This window comes from Arthrobacter sp. NQ4 (genome assembly GCF_029077345.1).
Taxonomy (GTDB): Bacteria; Actinomycetota; Actinomycetes; order Actinomycetales; family Micrococcaceae; genus Arthrobacter.
This window is the reverse complement of record NZ_JARETC010000001.1, coordinates 550,143-574,886: the sequence shown is the minus strand read 5'-3', so window position 1 is coordinate 574,886 and position 24,744 is coordinate 550,143. Positions and strand designations below refer to the sequence as shown.

The 24,744-nt window shown below is 61.8% G+C and carries 19 protein-coding genes; 8 read left to right on the top strand and 11 right to left on the bottom strand.

All coding sequences use genetic code 11. The features are described 5' to 3' along the window. Positions 1-1,394: 1,394 nt before the first annotated feature. Both PUN51_RS02690 and PUN51_RS02685 read right to left on the bottom strand, forming a co-directional pair. A complete protein-coding gene (locus PUN51_RS02690) occupies positions 1,395-2,882 on the bottom strand; it encodes a polysaccharide biosynthesis tyrosine autokinase (protein ID WP_275179802.1) in 1,488 nt (495 codons plus the stop codon). Between the two features lie 201 nt (positions 2,883-3,083). Beyond that, complete coding sequence (locus PUN51_RS02685; RefSeq protein ID WP_275179801.1) at positions 3,084-4,631, bottom strand: hypothetical protein; 1,548 nt, start codon at positions 4,629-4,631, stop codon at positions 3,084-3,086. Positions 4,632-4,938: 307 nt separating this feature from the next. Here PUN51_RS02685 and PUN51_RS02680 point away from each other — a divergent pair, with 307 nt between their 5' ends. Together PUN51_RS02680 and PUN51_RS02675 are read left to right on the top strand one after the other, a co-directional pair. After that, positions 4,939-5,772, top strand: coding sequence for an MBL fold metallo-hydrolase (locus PUN51_RS02680; RefSeq protein ID WP_275179799.1), 834 nt, complete (start codon positions 4,939-4,941; stop codon positions 5,770-5,772). 778 nt (positions 5,773-6,550) lie between these two features. Continuing rightward, positions 6,551-7,816 carry a MinD/ParA family ATP-binding protein gene (locus tag PUN51_RS02675; RefSeq protein WP_374114910.1) on the top strand — a complete coding sequence of 422 codons (1,266 nt, stop codon included), beginning with the start codon at positions 6,551-6,553 and terminating at the stop codon, positions 7,814-7,816. 52 nt (positions 7,817-7,868) lie between these two features. Here PUN51_RS02675 and PUN51_RS02670 read toward each other — a convergent pair whose 3' ends face one another. Together PUN51_RS02670 and PUN51_RS02665 are read right to left on the bottom strand one after the other, a co-directional pair. After that, positions 7,869-9,692, bottom strand: coding sequence for a right-handed parallel beta-helix repeat-containing protein (locus PUN51_RS02670; RefSeq protein ID WP_275179797.1), 1,824 nt, complete (start codon positions 9,690-9,692; stop codon positions 7,869-7,871). A gap of 112 nt (positions 9,693-9,804) precedes the next feature. Further along, a complete protein-coding gene (locus PUN51_RS02665) occupies positions 9,805-10,884 on the bottom strand; it encodes a polysaccharide pyruvyl transferase family protein (RefSeq protein WP_275179796.1) in 1,080 nt (359 codons plus the stop codon). 1,064 nt (positions 10,885-11,948) lie between these two features. Between PUN51_RS02665 and PUN51_RS02660 the strand changes: the two genes are divergently transcribed. Together PUN51_RS02660 and PUN51_RS02655 are read left to right on the top strand one after the other, a co-directional pair. Continuing rightward, positions 11,949-14,117 carry an acyltransferase family protein gene (locus tag PUN51_RS02660; protein ID WP_275179795.1) on the top strand — a complete coding sequence of 723 codons (2,169 nt, stop codon included), beginning with the start codon at positions 11,949-11,951 and terminating at the stop codon, positions 14,115-14,117. A 364-nt stretch (positions 14,118-14,481) separates the two neighbouring features. Beyond that, positions 14,482-14,691 (top strand): hypothetical protein, encoded by a 210-nt coding sequence (locus PUN51_RS02655; RefSeq protein ID WP_275179794.1) that lies wholly within the window; start codon positions 14,482-14,484, stop codon positions 14,689-14,691. 315 nt (positions 14,692-15,006) lie between these two features. Here the strand turns inward: PUN51_RS02655 and PUN51_RS02650 are convergent, their stop codons facing one another. After that, the gene (locus PUN51_RS02650) at positions 15,007-15,747 is read right to left on the bottom strand and encodes a hypothetical protein (RefSeq protein WP_275179792.1); all 741 of its coding nucleotides are present in this window, start codon (positions 15,745-15,747) and stop codon (positions 15,007-15,009) included. Positions 15,748-15,904: 157 nt separating this feature from the next. Between PUN51_RS02650 and PUN51_RS02645 the strand changes: the two genes are divergently transcribed. From PUN51_RS02645 to PUN51_RS02635, 3 genes are all read left to right on the top strand, one after another. After that, complete coding sequence (locus PUN51_RS02645) at positions 15,905-16,255, top strand: hypothetical protein (RefSeq protein ID WP_275179790.1); 351 nt, start codon at positions 15,905-15,907, stop codon at positions 16,253-16,255. A 381-nt stretch (positions 16,256-16,636) separates the two neighbouring features. Then, positions 16,637-18,037 (top strand): glutamate decarboxylase, encoded by a 1,401-nt coding sequence (locus PUN51_RS02640; RefSeq protein WP_275179788.1) that lies wholly within the window; start codon positions 16,637-16,639, stop codon positions 18,035-18,037. A gap of 16 nt (positions 18,038-18,053) precedes the next feature. Beyond that, complete coding sequence (locus tag PUN51_RS02635; RefSeq protein ID WP_275179787.1) at positions 18,054-18,923, top strand: class II glutamine amidotransferase; 870 nt, start codon at positions 18,054-18,056, stop codon at positions 18,921-18,923. A gap of 19 nt (positions 18,924-18,942) precedes the next feature. Here PUN51_RS02635 and PUN51_RS02630 read toward each other — a convergent pair whose 3' ends face one another. Beyond that, positions 18,943-20,007 (bottom strand): sodium:calcium antiporter, encoded by a 1,065-nt coding sequence (locus PUN51_RS02630; RefSeq protein WP_275179786.1) that lies wholly within the window; start codon positions 20,005-20,007, stop codon positions 18,943-18,945. Between the two features lie 183 nt (positions 20,008-20,190). On the opposite strand from PUN51_RS02630, the gene PUN51_RS02625 reads away from it, so the two are divergent. Next, entirely contained in the window at positions 20,191-20,703 is a 513-nt protein-coding gene (locus PUN51_RS02625) for a hemerythrin domain-containing protein (RefSeq protein WP_275179785.1), read from the top strand. 14 nt (positions 20,704-20,717) lie between these two features. Here the strand turns inward: PUN51_RS02625 and PUN51_RS02620 are convergent, their stop codons facing one another. The 5 genes from PUN51_RS02620 to PUN51_RS02600 form a co-directional block, all read right to left on the bottom strand. Further along, positions 20,718-21,632: a DMT family transporter gene (locus PUN51_RS02620; RefSeq protein ID WP_275179784.1), complete on the bottom strand. Its 915-nt coding sequence runs from the start codon at positions 21,630-21,632 to the stop codon at positions 20,718-20,720. A 41-nt stretch (positions 21,633-21,673) separates the two neighbouring features. Further along, entirely contained in the window at positions 21,674-22,441 is a 768-nt protein-coding gene (locus tag PUN51_RS02615) for a VOC family protein (RefSeq protein WP_275179782.1), read from the bottom strand. Positions 22,442-22,565: 124 nt separating this feature from the next. Then, positions 22,566-23,129, bottom strand: a complete 564-nt coding sequence (locus PUN51_RS02610) for a copper resistance CopC family protein (RefSeq protein ID WP_275179781.1) — start codon at positions 23,127-23,129, stop codon at positions 22,566-22,568. Between the two features lie 13 nt (positions 23,130-23,142). Further along, positions 23,143-23,877 (bottom strand): YcnI family copper-binding membrane protein, encoded by a 735-nt coding sequence (locus PUN51_RS02605; RefSeq protein ID WP_275179779.1) that lies wholly within the window; start codon positions 23,875-23,877, stop codon positions 23,143-23,145. A gap of 127 nt (positions 23,878-24,004) precedes the next feature. Then, positions 24,005-24,595 carry a hypothetical protein gene (locus PUN51_RS02600; protein ID WP_275179778.1) on the bottom strand — a complete coding sequence of 197 codons (591 nt, stop codon included), beginning with the start codon at positions 24,593-24,595 and terminating at the stop codon, positions 24,005-24,007. Between the last annotated feature and the right edge of the window lie 149 nt (positions 24,596-24,744).

Genomic DNA, 24,744 nt, shown 5'->3' with positions numbered 1-24,744 from the left:
CTGCGGCGCCCGAACGTAAGTTGGCGACCGTCAGCACTGACTACCTTCGCGACCGTGTTCCTGGAGATCTTCAACCGCGCCGCTATCGACCTTATCGACGCACTCTCGGCCAGATGCAACCGCCGAATAAGCGCCCAATCTTCCACTGTGATCACCCGCCCAATCGTTTGGAACGGGTGGCTCAGTTTTCAACCATCACAATGGCTCACTTTTCGACCATCACCGACACACGGGGGCTGGGTCTTCTTCGCAGCCCCTCCGTTCTGTGCGCTCGTCCAAGGGTCGTCGACCAGTCGACGAAAAAGCGACGTCTCGTACTCGTATTCCCCTGGAAATTGTGAGTAGTCCTAGACCGCTGGTGGGGCATCATGGAAGAGCATTTGATCTAGGGCGAAGGGGATGGAGTGCGGCACGGATGGGATTACCAGGAACAGGGAAGGAAAGGTTCAGTCATCCCTTGGGGACAAATAAATGCGTTCTCCGATAGCGCACGAGTCTATAACTAGGAAAGCCACTTGTTGATGGTCGGCTGCTGGAGCATCCCCATCTCTCTCGGACGAAACCCTAGACGGGAACCTGACTGGAGCCGTAAGGAAAATATCGCGACTGCTCTGTCACCAAGAAATGTTCGAGCAATTTCCGGGCTAGGAAGGCAGCCATTCTTGCACCGATTCTGGCATGAGGCCCCATGTTGGGTGTTTTCTCTGGCCCGTACCTGACCAGGCGTCACGTGTTGCCCTGGCCGGCCATGCGACACCGGCAAGGGCACTATGTGATTCTCGGGGGATGAAAGCTCGGGCACGAGGTATCCGAACGGTTGGAACACGGCGACTAAAATTTCGACCTCTCACGAGCCCACTTTTCGTCCACCAACCAAAGTCGCTGCTGAAGTCGAAAGACTACTTCATCCCAATTGACGCTTAGGAAGCGGTGATTTCGAAGCCTACGCCACGAGTGTCCGACCACGGCCACTCCCGTAGTCTCACGTGGAGGACTGAGCTCGAAGGACCTGGGAATCGGCGACCCCTGCCAAGACAAATGACGCGCAAGTTGTCGCTACCCCGAACTGATCTACCGCGCTCGAACGTTACGTTATGACCCGGGTGATGAAGACAAGGTTGTGTCCGGTTCCGTGGATGTGAAGACGGTAAGGCAAAGTCACTGTAATCGGGCCGTGTCCCTTTTTCGATAATCCCGTATATGTACCGGTCGCTGAGCGAACAGGGAGAGCTTACTAGCATGAGGCCCCGTTGCTAGCTTATAAATCGCACTTCACCAGGTTGACGGCGACCTATCATATTGCCCTTCCGGCACCGAAGACGCCACCAAGGTTTCTAGCTTCTGATCGAGCGCCCAAGTTCGGCGCTCTTATGGCAGCTAGCGAGGCGCGGACATCAGCGGGGTAAACCGGGGAAGACGCTCGGTGGCCGCCCTTCTGGCGACTCGTCAGCGTGAAAATCTTCTTCTGAATTGAGGGAAGCTTTCCTGGCGGTGTTTGTCGACTCTGCGCTTATTCTACCTCGTTCCAAAGAATCGTCCGAGCTGTAGTAGGAATATGTATAAGCGTCTGGCCCGCTCTGCGGGAGCCTGTTTAGTACGACGCCAAGCAAATGCGCCTCAATTAGCTCGAGCGTTTCCAAAGACTTTTCGAGATCCTGGGTCTTCAGCTTTTGCGCGCCGACAACAAGAACGACTCCTCCAACGTGTTGGGCGAGGACCGCCGCATCGGTGACGGGCAGGAGCGGAGGTGCGTCAATGATGACAGCGTCAAACGAATCTTCGAGGCGTTTCAGTAGTTGAGTCATCTGTGCTGAGCCCAAAAGTTCGCTGGGATTCGGGGGAATCTGACCCGACGTCAACACGTAGAGTGGTTCCACACCCCAAGGCTGAAGGAGATCGCTCACATCCGCCCGACCCACTAGCGCTGTGGTAAGGCCCGCATTGCGGTCCAACCCCAAGTAGTCGCTGACCATCGGCCGTCGCAAATCAGCGTCGATGAGGCAAACAGTTTGACCCGCCTGAGCCAGGGCCAGGGCAAGATTTGTAGCCGTTGTGCTCTTGCCCTCACCAGGCAATGAAGAAGTCATCAGGATGGACTTCCCGCGGCCAGTAACATTGGCGAACTGGAGGTTCGTGCGGAGTTGGCGAAAGGACTCGGCACGAGGGCTTTGCGTGCCGGTCTGGGTGAGTAGAGGCTTCTTAATTGCATCTCGGTCGAAGGCGATCGCACCAAGCACCGGCGCGTCCGACGACCGGCGGAAGTCCGCTTCACCCCGAATGCGGTGATCCAAAGCCGTTCTCAGAACGGCAAGGCCTACCCCCACCAAGAGACCGGCAAACAAGCCTAGCAACAGATTGAGCCGGGTGTTTGGGGAAGAGGGACTGGAAGGCGCAGTAGCGGGGGCTATAACAGAGAGGCTGACGGGGCTGGTGCCTCCTGCTTTCGGCCGCTCTAGTGCGTCCAATCCCTTGATGAGACTATCGGCCACAGCCTGCGCGATAGCAGCTGCTTGCACCGGCGAAGCGTCTTCAACTTCAATATCGATCAATACGGTGTTTGGGTCAGAAGATGCTCGAATGCGACTGGCCAACGTTGCGGGCGTCTCGTCTAGACCGAGGGCGTTAATTGCCGGCTGCAGAACCACCGGAGTAGTTACCGTCTTAACATACGACTGTACTCGTGCCTGACTAAACGTGTTGCCCTGCTGAAGTTCGGCGACACTACCTGAGCTCTGGATTGCGACGAACAGTTGCGTACTGGAGGTGTATGTCGGCCTCACCAGGATTGTTGCGGCTCCGGCAACTAGTAAGCCCGCCAGAAGAGACGCCAGAATTAGGATCCAGTTGCGGCGCAGAACGCGCAAATAGTCGTACAAGTCCAAGCCGGGGTCCCCCTGTTTAATAGCTGGCATCCTGCCGAATGGCACGTGGACAGGACGGCCAAAGTGGTGCTGTTAACGGCAATTGTAGCCGCAATCTCGAGTGCGTCTGGCGCTGGAGGATCCTCCAAGGGACGCAGGTGGTGCGTGCCCTGCACTTACGTCGGACCATATTCCCAAGCTGGAAAAATCAGAGATGCAGCGCTAGGCGCTGAGCAACGGCCATTTGAACTGGCCGTACCAGCCGTAGCCGTTCGCAATATGCAGATCCCCCTCCTGCTTAGCGGGCAGCACCTTGAGCAGATGCAACCCTCCATCAGGAGTGATCGCAAACAGCCCTGGAGTGTTCCCGACCGACGAGCCATCGTTCGCTATGCAATAGTAGATCTCGGTATCTGGGTCTACTGCCCCATAAAATGCTGCGCCATAGAACATGTCGCCGGCGATGACGGCGCGCGTTGTCCCAGAATCGGCTAAAGCAGCGGCAGATACCGTTACAGTAGACGGGCTGATAACCGATTTTATGATGGTGTTATCAACAATAGCTGTGTGCTCCCCGCGGATGACAGATCCGACGTCGGCGGCGGTGAAGTTCGCCGTGGCAGACGTCATACTGGTGGATCCATCCTTGAAGGTCAGATCTGCGACAGTTCGCCCGGAGCGGCCCCCTGGCACAGCTCTCATGTAGTGCCACTCGTGGGTGAGTGATTCCATGCGACTTTTTGCCTTTGACCAACGAAAGGCCGTCCAGCCAGCAAGGTTTGCGTCGGACCCGTAGTACACGTGGTCTCTCGTGAAGCTAATTTGTACGGCCTGCCACGTCACGGAATTTGTGTTTGGTAATTCAGACCAACTTCCCGGAGCGCCGTAGTTCGTTGATTTCATGTGCTTCAGTTGAGAAGCGTCCCCGAAGGTCGCGTAAACGTGTCCAGGTTCGTAGGGGTCGGCATTGATTCCGTGGCAATGATTTGTAGGGTTTGGGGCGGTTAGGCACGTTTCCCACGTCAAGCCGTCGGCAGAACGGTAGAGATTGGGGCCACCTGCAGGGGAACCGTATTCACCCCAGTAGATGTACTGACCATCAGTGTTGAAGGCGGGCCCCATAACCGTTGCCCCGTCGACGCCCTGTTTCAGAACACCGGACCAAGACCAAGCTTCGCCGCCGGTCGGATTTGGATCCTTCACACGCCAGAGCGAAGCCCGGCCGGAGGACAGTGCCGACAGATAGTATGTCCCCTTAAACCATATTAACTTGGCGTTTCCCATGCTTTCTTGACTCACGTCGCTCGGGGCGCCGCGGTTCTTGTGTGGGGCTGCAAAACTGGGAGACGTAAACTCCCACAAGGTATAGGAGTTGATGACGAAGTATCGACCATTTATTCCGTCAACGCCTAAGATCTGCTTACCTCCGGTTGTCCGCTCGAGGAGTGTTCCTGCTGGGAACGTATCCGGTATGCGTGCGGCTCGGAGATAAGTGCCAGAGAGATCCGGAATTTGCGCCGATGGAATTTGTGCATTGGTGTCCAAAGTTGCAACGCCTGAAGGTGCTCCTTTTTCAGTAACCGGGATATACGTATTTGATCCGGACTTGTCTCCCGGAGCCGCGTCTGCCGTGCCACCGTTTAGAGTTGACAAAGCAGTAGTGCCCGTTATGGCGGTCAGTAAGGTGCCAAGCCCCAACAGTTTTCGGCGCTTCACGCTCTTGGAGTACCCAAACGATGGTTGGTCGTTTTCCAACGCTTCCTCAGTCATACTCAGAAACTATTGAATCGGCGTAGATCTAACTACCGTGGGTAATACGTGTTTTTTGCATGTGGAGATACTTATGCCCTGCAACGGGATACTTGCTGATAAGTATGGGCTACCTACAAAGGGTTGTTGCGTCACTCGTTTATCTTTTCCTTGGGGCAGTTACCTTGTGGACGCATACAAGCATGGTGGCTTACGAGAAGTCTTCATGCTGGCCGCCTTCTATTGCTGCCCCCGGTCCGTAGGCCTTCCGGGGCTGGTGGGTAGAATCGGGACGTAGAGCGATATAGCCCCGGAGGTAAGCAGGAACATGTCAGAGTGGCTGGATGTTGGCCCTAACAATTTTGTGCTGGTCACGAAAGGATCTCTGCTGAACACTGGTCTGATTGTCGGCTCCGAGCGTGCGATGGTCGTCGATACCGGCTGCGGCCCCCGCCAGGGTCGTGAAATCCTCGAAGCCGTCCGGGAGAAGACTGGCCTGCCACTAATAGTTGTGAATACGCATGCACACTATGATCATTTTTTTGGCAACGCCGTTTTCGCCAGGGCCGGCGTCACTGAATTTTGGGCGCACCAGAACTGCGCTTCCGAGATCAAGGAGCGGGGCGACCTTCAGCGCCGACATGTGGGCGTATGGGAACCCGGGATGTCTTCCGGTGAGGGCGACAACGTCGAGCTCGTGACTCCTAACGTCATCGTCAAGGACCAGCCCGTCCTGGTCGATTTGGGGAGCCTGACCGTCACGTTGTTCCATCTTGGCCGCGGTCACACCGACGGAGATCTGTTGGTTGGGACACCAACAACTCTGTACGTCGGTGACCTTGTCGAGCAGGGAGCGCACCCATCCTTCGAGGACTCCTACCCTGAGGAGTGGGCGGACGTCCTCCGTCACATTTCAGCCCTGCGCCACCGATATGAGTTTTTGATACCAGGACACGGGGAGCCGTGCAGTGATCAGTTTGTGAAAACCATGGCTGACACGATGACCACAGCCGTCCGTCAAGCACGCCAGTCCATCCGGGATACGCCCAATGATGCGACTAAGGCTATTCCCGTGCTGCCTTATGGGCCGGAGCAATCTCGTTGGTTCATCAAGCGCCTTCAGGAAACCAAGCGGAAGAGTCCGCAAGAAGGGTCGCGATAGCTGTCCTTCCTGAGCTGATCCTGGAATCACAGTCGGTGGTCGTCTGCAAAGACTGGTATGGAAAACTTGAAGCGCCGCAGTCGTGGAGGCGTTAGGCAGTGTAAGGCGGGCCTGCAGCCCTTTATTCAGCTGACAACTCTTGCGGTCGCAACTTTGGCGACTTTGTCGATACTGTGTTGTGGTCGTAGTTTATCCGACAAGCGTTGACTTTTGCTTGACTCGATTTGTCAATTTGCAGGTCACGTGGTTAGGTCATGGTGATTGGGATTACTTTGACCGATGGAGGCTGTTGTGGCTTTTTCTGAGTATGCCTTGGCGCTTTGCGCACTCCTGGGCCCCCTGACGGTTCCCGCCGTTGTTTTATACCAGCTGTTGCGGCTGAAGCGCCGCGCGCTCCGGGTTTCCGTCTCGCCCACGCCCGGAACTGATCAGCGCTGACCATGCCGTACTTGGACATCAACCCCCATAGAGGCCGTCCCCGATGGATTAGTTACGCCGTCCTTGCCGTTCTTATGGTGCTCACGGCGGCAGTGGTTGCGGCGGCGCTTATTCACCGCTGATCAGGGTTACTCGGTAAGAAATCCTACACAACCCCTAGACTTACTGATTGAACTAGTGCCGCACAACCATTTGCCGATACGTCCAGGGGACAGACATGCCAGAACCGGCGGATCAGAATGCAGGCGCCCAAGCAGAAAATGCAGGGCAGCCACAGCTGCGCCGACGCCGCGAACTTCGTCGTGCCGACGGCTCAGTGCAGGATGCCTGGACAGGAACCATGCCCGCAGTAACCCCCGAGACGTCCAGTTCCAACGACGCAGGCAATCCGGTGACTCACCGATCGTCCTGGGCGGAAGCGGCTGCCGCGGCCGACGCCACGAAGCCCTCCCGCGCAGCGTCGGCTGCCGCCCCCGGCGCTCCTGCTGCGCACGCCCTCGAGCAGCCCGCGCCCGGTCCCACCGCGTCCGTGCCGGACGCTGCTCCCAAAGCGCCGTCCTCCGCGCGAAGTCAGGGGGCCTCTGATGCTGCTGGGCCGCCCATAGACGCTTCTGCGCAGACGCCCTCTTTCCGTCGTAGTCGCCCTACCGTGGCCGACGCGATCGCTGATAGCCCCATGCCGGACTTCATCACTTCGCCCGGCCTGTTCGTAAAGGAGCAGAAGCCGCGCCCCAAGGGCGGCATCCGCGGCGTTCTCTACAACTTGACCGGCGGCGCCTGGAACCTCGGGCCCGGCCCAAAGCAGCGCCAAGAGGACGAGTTGGCACGCCGGATCTCGCGCCAGCTCCAGGGCAGCTTCAACACGGCGATCCTGAGCCTCAAAGGCGGCATCGGCAAGACCTCCACCACGGTTGGCGTCGGCCTGACCCTCGCTGAATACCGCGGAGACGCGCCGTGCGCCATTGACGCCAACCCGGACTCCGGTGACCTCGTGGAGCGCGCCCTGGGCGAGGGCATCTACCAGCAGTCCAGCCCACGCACTATCACGGACCTGCTGGAAAACATCGAGTTCATCGACTCCCTGACGGCCCTTGCGCGTTACATGCACCACGCCGGCCGGCTGCACCTTATCGCCGGGGAACAGGACCCCGAGGTCTCGGACTCTCTGACGGCTGCGGAGTACCTGCGCATCCGGCAGCTCATTGCTAGCTATTACTCGGTTGCCCTTACGGACTGCGGCACTGGTGTAACGCACAACGCCATGAGCGGGATTTTGCAGTCGGCGGACAACCTTGTGATCGCAGCTGGCTACGCGGTGTCAGGCGCCAAGCGGGCTCGGAGCACGCTGCACTGGCTGGCAAGCCACGGTTATGAGGACTTGGCCCGTAACGCCATCGTGGTAATCACGGACAAGGACGAGGTCTCCTCACGCGTTGACAAGGACGCGATTGAAGAACACCTGTCCGGCATCTGCCGCGAACTGATCGCGGTGCCGCACGATCGTGGTGTTGCCGACGGTGACTTGGTGACTCTGGATGTGCTGAGGCCCGAAACGAGGCGGGCTTATAAGGAGATCGCCGCAGCGATCGTGGACGGGTACCGGTAGTTCCACCCCTAGGCTCGAAAGTTGCGACTCTTGCGGGCGTCTTGACAGCCATTTAGATGATGCGGCGCTTAATGACAGGGTTTGCGCCGTACGTGACTTTCATGACATCGCCGGGTTCCAGGTGGACTTGTCCCGCGCCAGTCAGCCAGGTTTGGCCGTTTATCGAAACGTTGCTTACGGCGCCTCCGAGGATGCTGATCTCCTCAGGGCGAGGACCTGCGATGTAGGTCTGGGGGCTGGTCGTGACGATAATTCCGTCGACGGCGGCGGCAGCGTAGCCGGGGTTGTCCCGAACTACAGTTTTCCCCGCTAGGGCCCCGGAAAACACGAGATTTCCGTCTCTATTAGCGACTCCCACGTTGCCGCTGATTACAGTGTCGGTAACCGTCTGTCCGACAGTAAATTCCAAGGTGTTAGTTTGGGTCTTAGTGGTGGCGGCGTCATCCCAACCAATGTTGTCCCGTACCTCGCCGCGCACAATGTTGGTTAGCAGCATGGCGCCCGGGCTTCCGCCTGCTTTGCCATTAGACCGGAAGCGGTTGCGGCTGATGACTGGATCAATCAGTGAAGCCCCGGCAACATGGAGGCCCATGGCGCTGTTCTCAAAGACGTCGTTGTCTGTGACGACGAGGTTGGGAAGGTCGTTATTGAGGCTGCCCTTTATGCCAATGTTATTCTTCGCGATGCGGGCCCCTCGGATGCGGTAACGGCCATGGAAGGGGACAGCGCCGTTCCACTCGGACGTTGCAAAGTCGATGTTGACGCCGAACCTCCCATTTCCGGTCGCGTCCAGATCCATGAGATCTGATCCCAAACCGCGTGCCGAGCCGTTCGATGTGGACAGATTTATGCCATCCCGAACGTTCTCATTGTAAGAGCCGCCAATCACTTTCATGTTTTGCACGCCCTGATCACCCAGGCCATAAAGGTTGCCAGTCGACACACACCCGATGACCTCTACATATTTAGCGTAATAGGGCACAAATGATTGTTTTTCAACGAAGATGCCGTTGCGTTTGTTGTTCCTGGTGATGCAGTTAGTGATGAGGTAGGTTTCGTTTTCCCACGCTCCGGTACCGATGCCGATACCGGAAGATCCTGGGGAGTCGACAGTCTGAGTCCGGCCGCAGCGTTCCACGATGACGCGATCGAAAACGGCCTCGAGCATAAAGTCGCAGCCAAGCCCGGTTGAGGCGGTGTCGTAGATGTGGAGATTGCGGAATACTGGGCGCTTCAGGTAGGTCATGAAAATCGCCTTGCCTGTCGGCCCCGGCATGCGAGAACCGTCAACGCTGAAGTCCGCGAATAGACAATCGGTTATGGGGTTGTCTACCGATCCACCCCATTGAATTGCTGTTCCGCCGGTGGGAATCAGTTTTGACGCTGGCCGGCTGGAGCCGACGAGGGACAGCCCCGATTTCCAGTTAATGCAAGTGCTGAGGACAGAATCACCTTTCCAAGTGAGGACCACGTCTTTTCCGTTAACGGCGTCACGAATGGCATTCCAAGCCCCTGCGTCGTCACTCACCCCGTCGGCTTTGATGTTGGCGATAGTGTTGTCATTGGCTGATACATACTGCCGGCCGACTCTTATTCGCTCAGCGATTGGCGCTGAGAGATCTGGCAGCTGGGTCGTTAGAAGCTTGGCGCTACTGTCGAGGGTTGCTACACCTGACGGTGCTCCCTTGTCAGTCAGGGGTATGTATGTGGTTGCGGCGACGTCAGCAGCACTTGCCGCGCTTGGGCGAACTGCTGATAGTGCTGAGGCGCCTGCAGCAGCAGTTAGAAGGGTTCCCATACTCAGTAAACGCCGGCGCTTTAAAGCCTGCTTCTCGTCGGTCTTAGATGTGTTCCCAGTAACGGTATCTTTGTCCATGCGAGGAAGATATTGACTATTGCGTAATTACGGACACAGTGGCCGTTACGCGAATTTTCTCGGGGGAGGACCCACTCAACCACCTGACGTACTCGAAAAGGCAAAAAATTGGCTACTCGGATGTTCGCCATGGAACCAATGGCGGCTTAAGCGCCGGCCTTACCACTTCTTCTCGTGAGCGAAGCATCTGCGATATGCGATTCGCTCCCGTTGTTATGAACTCGCCATCCAGCTGTATCGCGTCGAAACCAACCGTCGTGCCCTGTTGAGCCACTTTCGGATCGTAAGCAAGGCCAAGAACTTTGCTGCCTGCTTTCGCCCCAAGCAAGCAGGCGTGCAGCCGCATTGCCAATACGGAAGATGCTTGGCTAATTGCCGTCTGCACCTCGGCAGGTGTCGAGTCGAAAAATGTCTCTGTTTCGGCATTGAGCATGGGGGCAAGCGTGGCCAACACCGCTGCATCGTTGTCCCCAGGCTGACCAGACATCGACACCAAGGCAATTTTGCGCGACACGTCGAAGACTTCGTTTACAGCCTTGGCCACTGAATGGGTGATTTCAGTATCACTGGGTCCGTCGTAGCCGACCTTTGGATTCTCATTCGTGTGCCAGTTCCTCAAGTTTATGGCGAGATCGAACCGGCGGCTGCTTTCGGCGGGAGAGGTTGTACCCCACAGTACGGGGTCAGGTGTGACCTCGATGTTACGTTTGACTCCGCTGGCGCGAAGGCGCTCTCTTGACATCTCGTCCCGGACCAAAACGCGCGCCGCGCCTTCTGCCGCGGCCCGGTATGCTGCCTTGGTTTCTTCGTTCTGGATGGGGCCGACCCCGATGCCAGCGAAGGCGTATGGAGTTTTCAGTAACCGACAGAGGAATGCGGCACGAGTAAAGGGACGGTAGAAGTTTGGCATGCGGTCGTCCAGGAGGCCTCCCCCTCCGATCAGGACGTAGTCAGCCTGGAGGATTTCCCATGCCAGCCGTGCGCGTGACCTCGCATCCCCGGCGAGCTTCAAGCCATATTCGGCGTTGTCGTGGGGAAAAGGGCCGCCAACAATTTTGACTGTGGCGCCGTCCACGCCTGCCCATTCCTTGAGCGCGCAGGCAATCAGGTCGTCACCGACGTTTTTCCATCCAGCACCACCGAGAATCAGCACTCGACTTGGACTCGTGTTTAGTTTGTTTCCCCACAGCATGGTTTGAATGATAGCCGCAGCACACTGCGTCTGACGTCGAAGTCGCCCTTATGGGCGGACGATACACAACGCTAATTGGCTGCCGCTCATCCATCGGCTGTAACTTCGGAGCCGTGGGAGTGGGCAGAGTTCGGGGCCGCAGGTGTGGGAAGACTAACGGGTGCTTGCTGCGTTGTCACGGCTTTGGGGAGTCCTAACCGAACCTTGAGCTTCACTTGAGGATAACTTGATCTGGAATCGCTATCTGTTAGTGATGATCTATTCGAGGAAGGCGCATACACGCGCCACATGTGCCCACTTGTGCGAGACTCAGTTGCCTACTGTCGAACTAGCTCGATGGCCGGAACGGCTACGTCTCCTCCCTGGAGTCTTATGGTGGATTATCACCGGACGGTAGTGACAAATCCCTCACGCCTTTCACAGGCAGGTTACATCTTTCACGGGCACGTTACATTCAGTCGCGAATCGCTGTCTAACCGAGTGGCTGCTGAAAAGGACTGAACTCGGAAACTATGCACGTTTAGCGATTCCGCACTATCAAGAAAAGGTACGTCCTCCCCCCATCAGCAGATTCGCCGATTCAGGCTGCCGTGCGTGCTCACCAAGGAATCGAGCGAGGGGACATCAGGATCGTAGGGAGAGATTGAGCAGACAGTTTTTATTGTCGCCTTTTCCGTGGATCCATAGCGCCGGCGGCAGAGGCAACTTAGCCTCGACATACTCGAGGGTTCTCTGGCAGGGCCGGACGTCAACTCATTGTTGGAGCCGCCGCTGATGCCTCCTGCCCGTTGCCGGGGAGAAGTACGACCCCATCCGTGAATTCACTGTCAGGTACCACTGAGTAGTTGACTACTGGTGGAACGGGTGTGACTGAGTATGCGACCAAAGATGGCCTGCGGCGAACAACGTGGCGTTTACGGGCCATGAAGGTGTTGGGAGGAGCTAGCTTCCATCGCCGAGCCCTACAGGAATGGCGGGATGACTATGCCGTCCGACGGTACGATGCCGGAATAATCTAACCCTACAATTAGGGCAGTCTCATTTCACTTCCTTGGGGGAAAACCTTGTCGTTGCTGCTCGACCGAATCCCTGTGCTCGCTTTGCCCTTTAATCGCAAGACCGGCAAGGGTTCTCGCAAGACGGGGCTTCGCCCGGACATCCAAGGTCTTCGTGCTTTCGCTGTAGTGGCTGTGATCCTCGATCATGCTCTCGGCTGGCCTAGTGGCGGTTTCGTCGGCGTTGACATCTTTTTCGTCATATCCGGGTTCGTGATCACCGCGTCCCTCCTGCGGGAACATGAGCGCACCAATCGAATTTCGTGGACAGACTTTTACAAGCGCCGTGTCAAGCGAATCATGCCGGCCGCCGTGCTCGTCCTGCTGGCCACGTCTATAGCCGGGTTCTTCGTGTTCAACCAGGTCCGGGCATGGAACACGGTCTGGGATGCGGTGTGGGCGTTCTTCTTCGGGGCGAACTGGCGACAGGCCGTTATCGGCACTGACTACTTCCAAGCTACGGGCCCGGTGTCACCCTTGCAGCATTACTGGTCGCTGTCGGTAGAGGAACAGTTCTATTTCGCGTGGCCGTTGCTGATGATCGTTCTGTTCGCGCTGACGGCTCGCCTGATGCGCGGACAGGAGCGCGTGGTTGCGGGCACGGCGATGACTCTCATCGTGGCAGGCTCATTCGCTTGGTCGGTGTACGAAACGTCTACGAATCCCACTGTCGCCTACTTCTCTACGTTCTCCCGCGCTTGGGAGTTAGGCATCGGCGGTGTCCTCGCTTGCATGGCGACGGTCCTGCCGCGCATACCGCAGGCAGTCCGCCCGGTCCTGGCATGGGTGGGCATGGCCGGCATGGTTGCGGCGCTGTTCTTGACCGACGCACACGCAGGCTTCCCCGGGCCGGGCGCCGCGCTGGCTGTGTTGTCCGCGGCACTGTTCATCGCCGCCGGCACCGGATCATCCTCGCACCGGTATATGACCCCGTTGACCAACCGGGCGGCTGTTTACCTTGGGGACATCTCCTACTCGCTTTACCTGTGGCACTTCCCATTCGTCGTGATTGGGGCATCTGTTGTCACCGAACCAACACCGCAGTACTTCGTGGTCCTTGTCGCCGGAATCTTCATCTGCTCGGGGTACTCCTACTACCTCTTCGAAGATCCGCTCCGTAAGTCCTCCTGGCTCACGGGAAGCAAGCGCAAGCACCGGGATTCCAAGATGGGCCTGCCGCAGAACTACGGGGTGGTGGCTCTAAGCTTGCTGGCCATTGTCACCATCGTTCTCGTGAGCAGCGCCCTGGCGCCGCAGAAGCTCAGCCCAGGCCAGGTGACAGCTGTTCAGGAATGGAACTCCAAAGCCAACAGCCCGGCAGCCACGTCCGCGGACAAGAACGCTGCGCCAGTAACGACATATGGGCCTCTCGTCAGCCAGTTGCAGACCGAACTGAAGCAGGCCTCAACGCGCTCTGAATGGTCCAACCTGACACCCTCGGTCGATGACGTGCTGAGGCATAACCCGGAGCCCGATGGCGTGAACCAGTGCGGTTCCCAACCCGCCGATAAGGCGGCTTGCGTGTGGGGCAGCGCGACCGCGCCCAAGCGCGCCGTCGTGGTTGGTGATTCCATCGCTATTGCCTGGATGCCGGCGCTCATCGAACTCTACGGCAAGGGTGAGTGGAGCTTGACGATGGAGGCGAAGTACGGCTGCCCATTCACCAGCCGTGCAGCGCAGTACGACTCAGCGGACTGCGTGGCCCATAAGGAAGCTACAGTGCGTTCATTGCAGACCAGTCCGCCGGACCTGCTGATCGTTGCCAACAACTACCCGGACTCAGCGGATGCCGGGGTATGGTCCTCGGAGCTGGTAGGCCTCATCGGCAAGACCTCTTCGGGGCCGAAGATGGTTGCCCTTGCACCGCCGCCGCACAACACGGACATGCGGAAGTGCTACCGGCCCGGCAGTTCGCCGCTGGATTGCAGCACCACTCTGGGTAGCTGGTATGGGCAGTTGACCGTTGCCGAGCGGCAGCAGGTTGAAAGCGCTGGTGGCGTGTACGTGGACACCCTGCCGCTGTTCTGCGTTGATGGTAAAACGTGCCCGGCGTTCGCGGGCTCCACTGTCATGAAGATTGACGACACGCATCCTTCTGCCTATTACGTAGAGAAGGTTACGCCGGCCCTCCGGGAACTCATTGCCCAGGGGCAGGCGAGCAAACCTCAAAAGAGCTAGCGCACCAGGCGAGCAGGGGCAGCAACGACGAGTTGTTGCCTCTGCTTTTTGCTGTCCGTCGGCAAGGAGGGTGAATTTCGTCGAACGGGACAAAACCCGTGACTCCGGTTCCCCACCGCCACGTTGCCTTCGGCGATGAGCTTGAGCTGGAGGCGGCACTCATCATTTTTGACAAGGCCGCACGGCGATATTTGACGTCAGGACATGCGATTTGCTTAAGCCGGAGGAGTTTCGGAGTTACTCGCAGTTGCCTTACGACAGTCGATGGCTGTCGACAGACTACTACTTACCAAGTAGTAGTCTGTCCAAAAACAGGTAGGCTATACGGGGGCAATTTTCGCTGCCTGATCCTAACCTCGTCATCATGATGGAACTTTTTGACGGTGGGCGCCGGGGTCGCCGCCTGCCAAAGCGGGAAACGCTTGAAGTTGTCGCCTTCACGGCGCTGTCCCTGACTGCCGCTGCAGCGTTGCTTCCAGCGATCGCAGTCAAAGCTGCGGTAAATGCCCTTTCATTCTCTAAGAACACCGAAAATGCTAACGGGGAGCGGCCAAGCTCCTATCTCATTAACTAGGGCTTTTCCGGGGGTATATCGGAGCCCATCGTGCTTCCTTCTCCGCTCGAATGCGTATGCACACTCTGGGTCGGGGCAGCGAAGGCTTGTGCCGTGGCCCATCCATTCGCTGTTCACCATGCTGAACGGTCCGGGTAAAACGAAGTCATGAACTGTTGTATCCCTCGCTGACGCCGCGAAGCCCCAGCTGCGAAGATGTCCAGTTTGCCCTGCTTACGACTGGACGATTCCTGCTGCACCGCAGTAATACGACGACTTAGACAGGCCCCCGCCTCAGCCGGGGACCCGCCGTCGAACTTTCCCTGCGCGGCCTCCCTACGTGCTGGGCTTGGCAGCCTTCTTCTGCAGCGCTTCCGCCATCTTCTGCACCTTGGCACCGTAGCCGCCGTTCAGCGCGGTGTCCTTGATCTTGTTCGCCTGCGCGTCCAGGTCTGCCGGGGCGGCGTTCTTGAGGGCCGTCAAGTCAGCCTGAAGATTCGCGGGGAGCTTGGTGAACACCTTCGGGTGGCTGATGAGCTGGTCGGCCACCTGCTGCAGCCCGGCGCCGGGGTTGCCTGAGCTGAACGCGGTCCGCAGCTCCTGGCGCAGGCCGGCCAGGCCGGTGGCAGTCTTCTCGAGCGCCTCGGCACGCTTCTGGATCTCAGCGCCGTACCCGCCGGAGAGTGCGGTGGTCTTGATCTTGTAGGCGTCCTTCACCCGGTCCGCCGGGGCGGCATCCTTCAGCGTGGTCACGTCCGCCTGCAGGGCCGCGGGCAGCTTGGCGAACAGCTGCGGGTGGTTGACCAGGGCTGCGGCTGCCTTGGCCGCACGGTCCCCGGCAGCCTGCGGGCTGTCCGCGTTCAGGCTCAGGAACGCCTGCAACCCGCCGGCGCTCTTGTCCGCCTTTGCCCCGCCCGTGGCGGCATGGGAGGGGGAGGCGGCCGAGACCGGCGCTATTGTGCTGGGTGATGCGGACGCGGCACCCACGCCCGCCGCGGCCATGGCGCCGGCGGCCAGGAAAGCTGCCGCTCCGACTCCAATGCGGGTCTTCATTGACGGGATTGATGGCTTCACCACGGTGTGTCCTTCCACAATTTGCGCGTGCGCCCAGGCCCGACTGCATGGACCGGCACGGGTTCACTGTAAGAGCGCAGGCTGGGGAAAAGCTGAATGCAGGCTCTGACTTTCACCCGGTCCTTACCCGCCCGTCTGGAGGGCCGATTATGCTCGAACTATGGCAATGCACGATTCTCCCGCGAAGCCCGCCACCGTCGGGAACCAAGGGCTGTGGCGGCGGCGGATGTGGATGTGGATTGTTGCTGCCGGATTGGACGTGTACATCCTCGGTTTCGTCATCGGACTCCAGCCATCGGGCCCGCTCTGCGGCAGCCCGCTGCTGCGGGAGAGCCACGCGGCGGAACTGATCGGCCTGCAGAAGGCCGGCATCGGGGCGGCAGCCGTCTGCTACAAGAACATCGATGCCGATTCCGTCCCCGTCTGGACCCTCATGGCCCTGGGAGTCTTCATGGTTATCGCGGGAGTTGCCGTCCGGATCATCATCATCCGGCGTTCCGCACGCGTTTAGTCAGCCCAGGGGGCAAAAGTGGCAACGCGCCCGGTGATCACCAGGCGCGCCGGGGCTGGGAAAACCGCGGCGTAAAAAATTCGTCAAGGTTTCGGCGGAGACGGCCGGATCCCGGCTGCCCAGGCCTGCCCCGGGAGTACCTTGGATGCAGTGCCGCTGCCTCATAACCCCCCAAGTTGAGGCGGCGGCACCTTTGTATTTCCGCGGGAGACTGAACGCGCCTGCCCCGGGTGCCTGCCCGCCGTCGTACGTCCAGACGCGCCGTCACCGCCGCGCCTGCTGCCGTTCTCCCCGCGTGCATGAATAATACGGAGTGCTGGGAACAGCGGATCTGCAACGGCAGGCGCAAGCCCGCCACGACGGCGGGCGAAGGAAGCAGACATGGCCAGGTCACACCGGAGCGCAGGGCATGAGCCCGGGGCTAGCGTTGAGCTAAACCCCCTTTTCAGCCGGCCGGGGGAGTCCACCATCTTCCCCCGCTTCACCATTCCGGACGGGGAGTCCCTGCCGGGCACCGCGTACCAGGTGGTCCACGACGAGGTGATGCTGGACGGCAACTCCCGCCTGAACCTGGCCACGTTCGTGGGCACCTGGATGGAGCGGGAAGCCTCCCAGCTCTATGCGGAAACGTTCGACAAGAACATGATCGACAAGGACGAATACCCGCAGACCGCACTGATCGAGACCCGCTGCTGGCGCATGCTCGCGGACCTGTGGAACGCCCCGGACCCGGCCGCCGCCGTCGGCACCTCAACGGTGGGGTCCTCCGAGGCGTGCATGCTCGGTGGCCTGGCGCTCAAGCGCCGGTGGCAACACCGCCGTCGTGCCGCCAAACAGCCCACGGACTCACCCAACATCGTCCTCAGCTCCGCCGTGCAGGTGTGCTGGGAAAAGTTCTGCAACTACTTTGAGGTGGAAGCCCGCTACGTGCCCGTGTCCGCCGACCACCCCACGCTGGACGGCCAGGACCTGGAACGCTACGTGGATGAAAACACCATCGGCGTGGTGGCCATCATGGGCGTCACCTACACCGGCGCCTACGAACCCGTGGAACGGATCTCCGCCGCGCTGGACGCCATTCAGGCCAGCACCGGCCTGGACATCCCCATCCATGTGGACGGCGCGTCCGGGGCCATGGTGGCGCCGTTCCTGCAGCCGGAACTGGTATGGGACTTCCGGCTCCCCAGGGTTGCCTCCATCAACACCTCCGGCCACAAGTACGGGCTGGTGTACCCCGGCCTGGGCTGGATCGTGTGGCGGGACGAACAGGCCCTCCCCGCAGACCTGGTGTTCCACGTCAGCTACCTGGGCGGCGACATGCCCACCTTCGCCCTGAACTTTTCCCGGCCCGGCGCGCAGGTGCTGCTGCAGTACTACCTGTTCCTCCGGCTGGGCTTTGCCGGCTACCGGTCCGTGCAGGCCAGCTGCCGCGACGTGGCCCGGTACCTGTCCCACGAGATCGGTGCCATGGACGCCTTCACCCTCTGGAGTGACGGGTCCGACATCCCCGTCTTCGCCTGGCAGCTCACCGATGGCCACACTAAGAACTGGAACCTGCACCACCTCTCCGAGCGCCTGCGCATGAACGGCTGGCTGGTCCCGGCCTACCCGCTGCCGGACGGGCTCAGCAGCATCACGGTGCAGCGGATCGTGGTCCGCAACGGCTTCACCCGCGACCTCGCCGGCAGCTTCCTGGCCGACCTCCAGAAGGAAGTGGCCTACCTGGATGCGCTGACGGCGCCCATGCCCACGGAGCAGCAGAAGGAAGCATTCCACCACTAGCTTGTGAGGAGCGGCCATGTGCCGTTTGTTCGGGCTCCACGCCGGGTCCCGGCCCGTCCGCGCCACCTTCTGGCTGCTGGACGCCCCGGACAGCCTGTCCGAGCAGAGCAGGAGGGAGCCCGACGGCGCGGGGATTGGCACGTTTGAGGCCGACGGCGGCGCGCGGGTCAGCAAACGGCCGCTCGCAGCATGGGAAGACCACGCCTTTGCCCGGGAAGCCCGGCAGCTGGTGGGCACCACCTTCCTGGCCCACGTCCGGTACGCCAGCACGGGCGCGCACACCCTGGTGAACACGCACCCGTTCGAGCAGGACGGGCGGCTGTTCGCCCACAACGGCGCCTTCCACGGGCTGGACCGGCTCGACGCGCGGCTGGCCAGCCTCGGGGTGGCCGGGCTGGTGCAGGGCCAGACCGACAGCGAACGGCTCTTCGCCCTGATCACTGCGGAGAGCCGCCGGGCCGACGGGGACGTGAGGGAAGGCATCGCACGCGCCGTGGGCTGGATCGCCGCGGAGCTTCCCGTGCTGGCCCTGAACCTGATCGTCACCACCGCGACCGATCTCTGGGCGCTTCGCTACCCGGCAACCCACCCGCTGTTCATCCTGGAACGCGACCCGTCGGCGGAGCCGGCCCCGGCGGCCCCGCTGGATGCGCGGAGCCACCGGATCCACTCGCGAAGCACCGAACTCTCCGGGGCCCGTTCCGTGCTCTTCGCCACCGAACCCATGGACCACAACCCCGGCTGGCGTCCCCTGGCGCCGGGCGAGCTGGTCCACGTGGGCCCGGACCTGGCGGTGACCTGCACCTTCCCGTTCCCGGACCAACCTGCCCACCCGCTCACGCTCGCCGACCTCGATCCGTCCGCGGCGGCGTCGCAAACGTCCTGACGGGGTGCGCCTGGGGCGGTCAGGACATGGTGGCGACGGCGAACAGTCCGGCGACTCCCACGAGGTACAGGACCAGGACCACCAGTGAGTCCATGCCCATGCCCAGGTGCTTCTTTTTCGGGCGGAACAGCAGGCCCAGCAGGTAGGCCAGGGTCAGCAGGATCGCCAGGGCGGTGAGGTAGATGTCCGTCGCCTGGGCCTGGGGCAGGACCGGTTTGCCGGCGATGAGGACCGCCACCAGGAACAGGACCGGGAGGAACGCGTTGCCGCCGAAGATGTCGCTGAAGGCCAGCTTGTAGTCGCCCTGCTTCACGGATGCCAGGCCGGTGGAGATCTCGGGCAGGGAGGTGGCCAGGGCCAGGAAGGTGGCGCCGAACAGGACGCCGGACAGACCGATGTGCCCGGCAATGGCATCGCCGCTGCGCTCAAGGACGACGCCGGCACCCAGGGTCACCAGCGCCGCCACAGCAAAGATCAGGGCTGACTTGGCCGTGCTGATGTGCCGGCTCTTGTCAGCGGACTTCTTCTTGGAGTGGCCTTTGGGCTGGTCCTGCCCGCCCGGCGCATCGCCCTGCTGGTGCCAGGGCAGCCCCTTCTGGGAGCGCTGGACCAGGACCAGCCCCAGGACCCAGATCACGGCGATCAGCACCGCGGCAGGGGTCAGGTGCAACGCCACCAGCGAGCCCGGCATTTGGCTGCCGGCGATCACCACGCCCAGGACCGCGATGACCGTGACGGCTTCGATCACCAGGGTCAGGGACGCCGCCTTGTAGCTGAGCGGATCGGTGCCCCTGGTGCCAAACACGTCCAGGATCACCAGCACCACAGTCTGGATGGCGATGCCGCCCAAGATGTTTCCCACCGCCACGCCGATGTTGTTGGACAGGGCAGCGCTGACGGTGATGGCGATCTCCGGCAGGTTGGTGGCGATGGCCAGCAGGATCAGCCCGCCCAGCGCCGAACCAAGGTGGAGCCGGTCATCAAGGACATCCGTCTGTTTCGACAGCTGGATGCCGGCCACCCAGATCACCGCCGCGGCACCGGCGAAAATCAGGAGCAGTACCGCCGGGGGCAGTGCTTCCATGTCTCGTCCTCCCTGCGTGGTTCTTATCAGCGTCTCGGCGAAGACGTACCCACCGGGCGGCCCGCATCCGTGGTTGTTTGCTGGGAATGCGCTGGGAATCCTGTTCCGACGGGTGGCAGGTAGTGGCAGATGGGCTCGTTGGGGGTAAGGGTTGTTGCGTACCTGCCCTGCGAAAGGACCCCCATGGACATTGTTGAAGTGATTTTGAATGACCACCACGAGCAACGCCGCCTGTTCGCCCTGCTCGATGAAATGCATGCCAGCGAAACATCCAGCCTGGAAGCGGTGTGGAAGCGGATGCGCATCCTGCTGGAAGTCCATGCCAAGGCAGAGGAGGAGCTCTTCTACCCGGAACTGCTGAAGCTGGGGAAGGGCGCAGGCGGAAAAGACTCCGCCGAGGACGAAACCACCGATGCCATCCACGACCACAACGAAATCCGGGACGCCATCGCTGACGTTTCCAAGCACCCAACGGGTACTCCGGAGTGGTGGGCGGCGGTGGCGAAGGCCAATGAAGCCAACGGCGACCACATGGCAGAGGAGGAACGTGAAGGCCTGACCGATTTCCGGCAGCACGCGTCCCTGGAGCTGCGGCACCGCCTGGGCCTCGCCTTCAGCATTTTCGAGTCACAGCATGCGGGCGGGATCCAGGCCCAGGACGTCAGCCCCGAGGAATACGTCCGCGAGCACGAATAAAACCCTGGGTGGTGTTACCGCATGATTCCTGGCTCGACGGGCTTCTTGACGGTAGCCAGCAGCAGGACACCGGCGACGGCGGTGGCCCCCGACAGGAGGAACAGGACGATCGCCAGCGGCGGGGCTGCGTCGGCCTCGCCCAGGATGGTGATGCCGATGGCGACGGCGACGAGTGGATCGATGACGGTCAGACCGGCCACCACCAGCTCTGGCGTGCCCCGGGTGTGGGCGTTCTGGACCAGGAAGCTGCCGGCCAGCCCGGCGATGACCAGCCCCGCCAGGCAGGTCAGGGAGAGCCATTCGAAGTCGCCCTGGAACAGCCGGGCGATCACGGTCTTGGCCAGTGCCGCGACGAACCCGAACAGGATCCCGGCGCCGGCGGTGAAAACCACGGCGTGCGAGCTGTGCCGCCACAACAGATAGGCCACGGCGACGCACACCAGGACCACGGCGAGGACGATCAGGATGGTCACCAGGTGCCGGTCGCTGATCTCCACGTCCTCCGCGGACAGCGCTGCCACGGCAACGAAGATCCCCACCCCGCCAACGCAGAGGGCGACGGCGGTGAGCGCGCGGCGCCCGGGCCACCGGCGGTTCATCCGGGCTGTGGCGAGCGTGGTGACCACCAGGGCCACGGCACCGATGGGCTGCACCACGATCAGGGGCGAGAACCGGAGGCTGGTGAGCTGGAGCAGGATCGCGGCGCCCAGCATCGCCGTCCCGGCCAGCCATACCGGTTTCCGGACCAGCGCCTGGAGGCGTCCGCCGCCCATGCTGCCGGCCTTCCGCCCGGTGGCGGCCGGCTGGTTTTCCACGGCGCGGTGCTGGAACAGCGTCCCCAGGGCAAGCAGGACGGCGCCGGCGGCGGCGATGGGAATCCCGAGCCAGTGGTAGGACGTCAGCGCGGACACGGCCGCAGCCTGGATCATGGACAGACCTTACCCCCTCCAGGGCCGGAGGAAACCCGGACCTAGCGCTGGGCGATCCTGAACAGTGCCCCTGTGGGGTCGGTCAGGGCTGCAATGCGCCCAAACGGGGTGTCCTCGGCGGGGTGGACCACCTGGCCTCCAAGTGACGTGGCGATCTCAACGCCCGCGTCGGTGTTCTCAATCGCGAAGTAGGTCTGCCAGTTGGACGGCACTCCCTCCGGCAGGTAGCTGGAGGCGTCCATGATGCCGGCCCGGGAGTCCCGTCCGGACCCCAGCGTGGTGTAGCGGAAGTCCTCGGTGTCGCTCATGACGTCGGTATCCCAGCCAAAGACGTCCTGGTAGAACTTCACGGACGGGGCGTAGTTGCGGGTGTGGAGTTCATGCCAGTACGGGGTCCCGGGTTCGCCCGTGGACTGAAATCCGGTGTGGCCGCCGAACTGCCAGGCGCCAACTGCTGCTCCGCCCACGTCCGCGATCATCGCCATGTGTCCTTGTCCGGGAACCTCCATGGGCGGCATGAGCACCTGGCCGCCCGCGGCCAGGGCCGCCTCCGCGGTCGCGTGAATGTCCTCCACGCGCAGGTACGTTGTCCAGACGTCGGGATATCCGGAGTCGTCGTCGTTCTTCATCATCCCGGCCACCGGCGACCCATTGGCGAAAGCGGTGACGTAGCCGCCGTATGTCTCCTGGTCGCCCTCTTCATAGGTCCACCCGAACAACCGGGAGTAAAACTCGCGGGACCTTTCCGGGCGGGACGTCATGAGGTCGATCCAGCAGGGATCACCGGGGGCGATAGTGGGCTTGGGCATGGGGACTCCTGATGTGTGCAGGTGTGGACCGGGCAAGGCCCACCCTAACGCTGCACGCCCCAAAAGCCGAGGAGCGCCGGCACGGCTACATTTCTGGCGGTTGCCGTGCCGGCGCTGGCCATTATCAGGCCTCGTTTTCCGGGTTCCGCAGCCGGCGCCTGATCATGACCCCGGCAACCAGCAGTCCGATGACCAGCACGCCCGCGACGATCCCCACCACAACCAGCTGCCCCGGCAGCCCGGAGCTCGCCGCAGCAGCAGGCGTGGCAACTGCGGCGGCGGGTGCGGTGTTCGGTCCGCCGGCTGTGAAGGTGAAGGTTCCTTCGATGGGGTGCCCGTCGGAGGACACCACCCGCCACACCACGGTGTACTTTCCTTCGGGAGCACCCGGTTTGACCGGCTGGCTGACCTGGTTGTCCACGATCTGAACCGGCCCGTCCGCCTGGTCGGTGCCGGTGGCGTCCTCCACCCGCACGATCGAGTTGATGGCGATCGGGGTGTGGTCGAAGGTCAGCTCGATCTTCGCGGGCATCGCGCTGACCGTGGAACCATCGGCCGGGTTGCTGGATTCCAGGGAGTCATGCGCCTGCGCCGGTGCCGATGAGGCGAGCACGAACGCCGTTGTGGTGAGCGCCAGCAGCACCCATACCAGCCACGCCGCCGGGCTCTTGCGGGACGTTGTCTTCATTCGTTTCCCCGCTCTACTTGCCGGTAGTGCGGGTCCGGCGCCCGGCAAGGACCAGCCCCAGGGCCGCTGCGCCGAGCACGAAGCCTGCCGCGCCCAGGACCAGGCCCCACACGGACGTGGCGTCGGTGGAGGCCTGCTTCGTCTCCGACACTGCCTCGGCGCCCGGTGCCGCTGACGCACCGGTGGCGGCAGCGCCGTCGTCGGCCGTTGTCACGAAGGACGGGGCCGGATGCTTGGGCTCCGGCTGCCCCTCAGCGCTCTCTTCGTCCCACTTCACCACGCTGCCGTCGGTGTAGCTCTGGGCCGCCTTCAGGGTGACCTTGGTGCCCTCGGCGGGCAGCCGCCCCACGGACAGCGAGAAGGACTGGTACTGGTTCTGGCCCAGCTGGTGGGCTTCGTCCGCGGTCCAGACCACCGAGACCGGTGCCTTGGTGACCGTGGCACCGGCCACCGTGACCGGCTTGGGCAGGTCTCCCGTGACCACCTGTGCGGTCCAGCCCTCCACAGGCTTGACGGAGACGGAGGTGAACGGCGTATCGGTGGGCAGCGTGACCTCGAGCTTGGTGGTCTTCGCGGTGGGGGACTCGTTGGGGACGTTGAACGTCAGGTGGGAGTAGCCGTTCGCGGCGGTGTCATCCGGGTCCACGCTCACGTGGGCGGACGCGGCGGTGGCGCCTGCGGCGATGATTCCCGCGGCGGCAGCGGCGGCGGTGAGGGACTTGAGGGTACGGCGGAATGAGGTGTTCAAAGCAAGCCTTCCAAAGGGTGCGCCAAAAAGGACCGCGTACGGCGGCGGCGCAGAAAAAAGGGACAACGCGGCCCGCCCATGCCTGCCATGGGGCAGGTGCGGACGGCGCGGAAAGTCGGGAGCCGCTTTAGATCGCGGCGTGGAAGGCCGGCGGCCCGCGCAGCGCAGGCAGGCGCAGGTTCCGCCACCGGGACGGAATCACGACGGCGGCCGGAGCGGGAAGGTGCGGCCACTCAGGAATGGCGGCGGCGGACAGGATCCGGACCAGTGGCCGCAGCCAGGCGGCCAAGGCCCAGACGGCTGCTTCGCCCTTGGCCAGGACCAACGCCGTGGCCAGGGTTGCCGCGGCGTGCAGGGCCAGCATCAGGGCACCCGGTACGGCGGCATGTTCCGGCATCAGGGCCGCGGCCGCAGGGGACACTGCTGAGGCGTCATGGACGTGGCTGCCGGCTGTGGGAGTGAACGAGGCGGACACCGACAACGCGTCGAAGGCCCAGTGCAGGACCAGTTGGCTGGAGCCCAGGAGGCCGATCATCGTGGGCATGCTGATCTTGGTCTTTGACAGGATCGTGACCGGCGCCAGGACCAGCGCCACGATGCCAGCGACGATGGCCGGCTGCGGCAGCAGGCCCCCTGCGAGAACGTGGGCTCCCGCGGCAAGGGTCAGCATGGCTGCGGTGAACGCTATGGCACGGGGGACGCGGAACGGAGCACTCATGCCACTCGCCACCCTTCCCTTTACAGTTGCCACCCTCCACTGTAAGGAACCACCCCCATGGGCAGGTAATCAACTTCAGGATGTGGAGGAGGCCCGGAACGCCGGCTGCGGGGCTAAACCAGCAAAGCCCCTGGTGGAGGCCAGGGGCT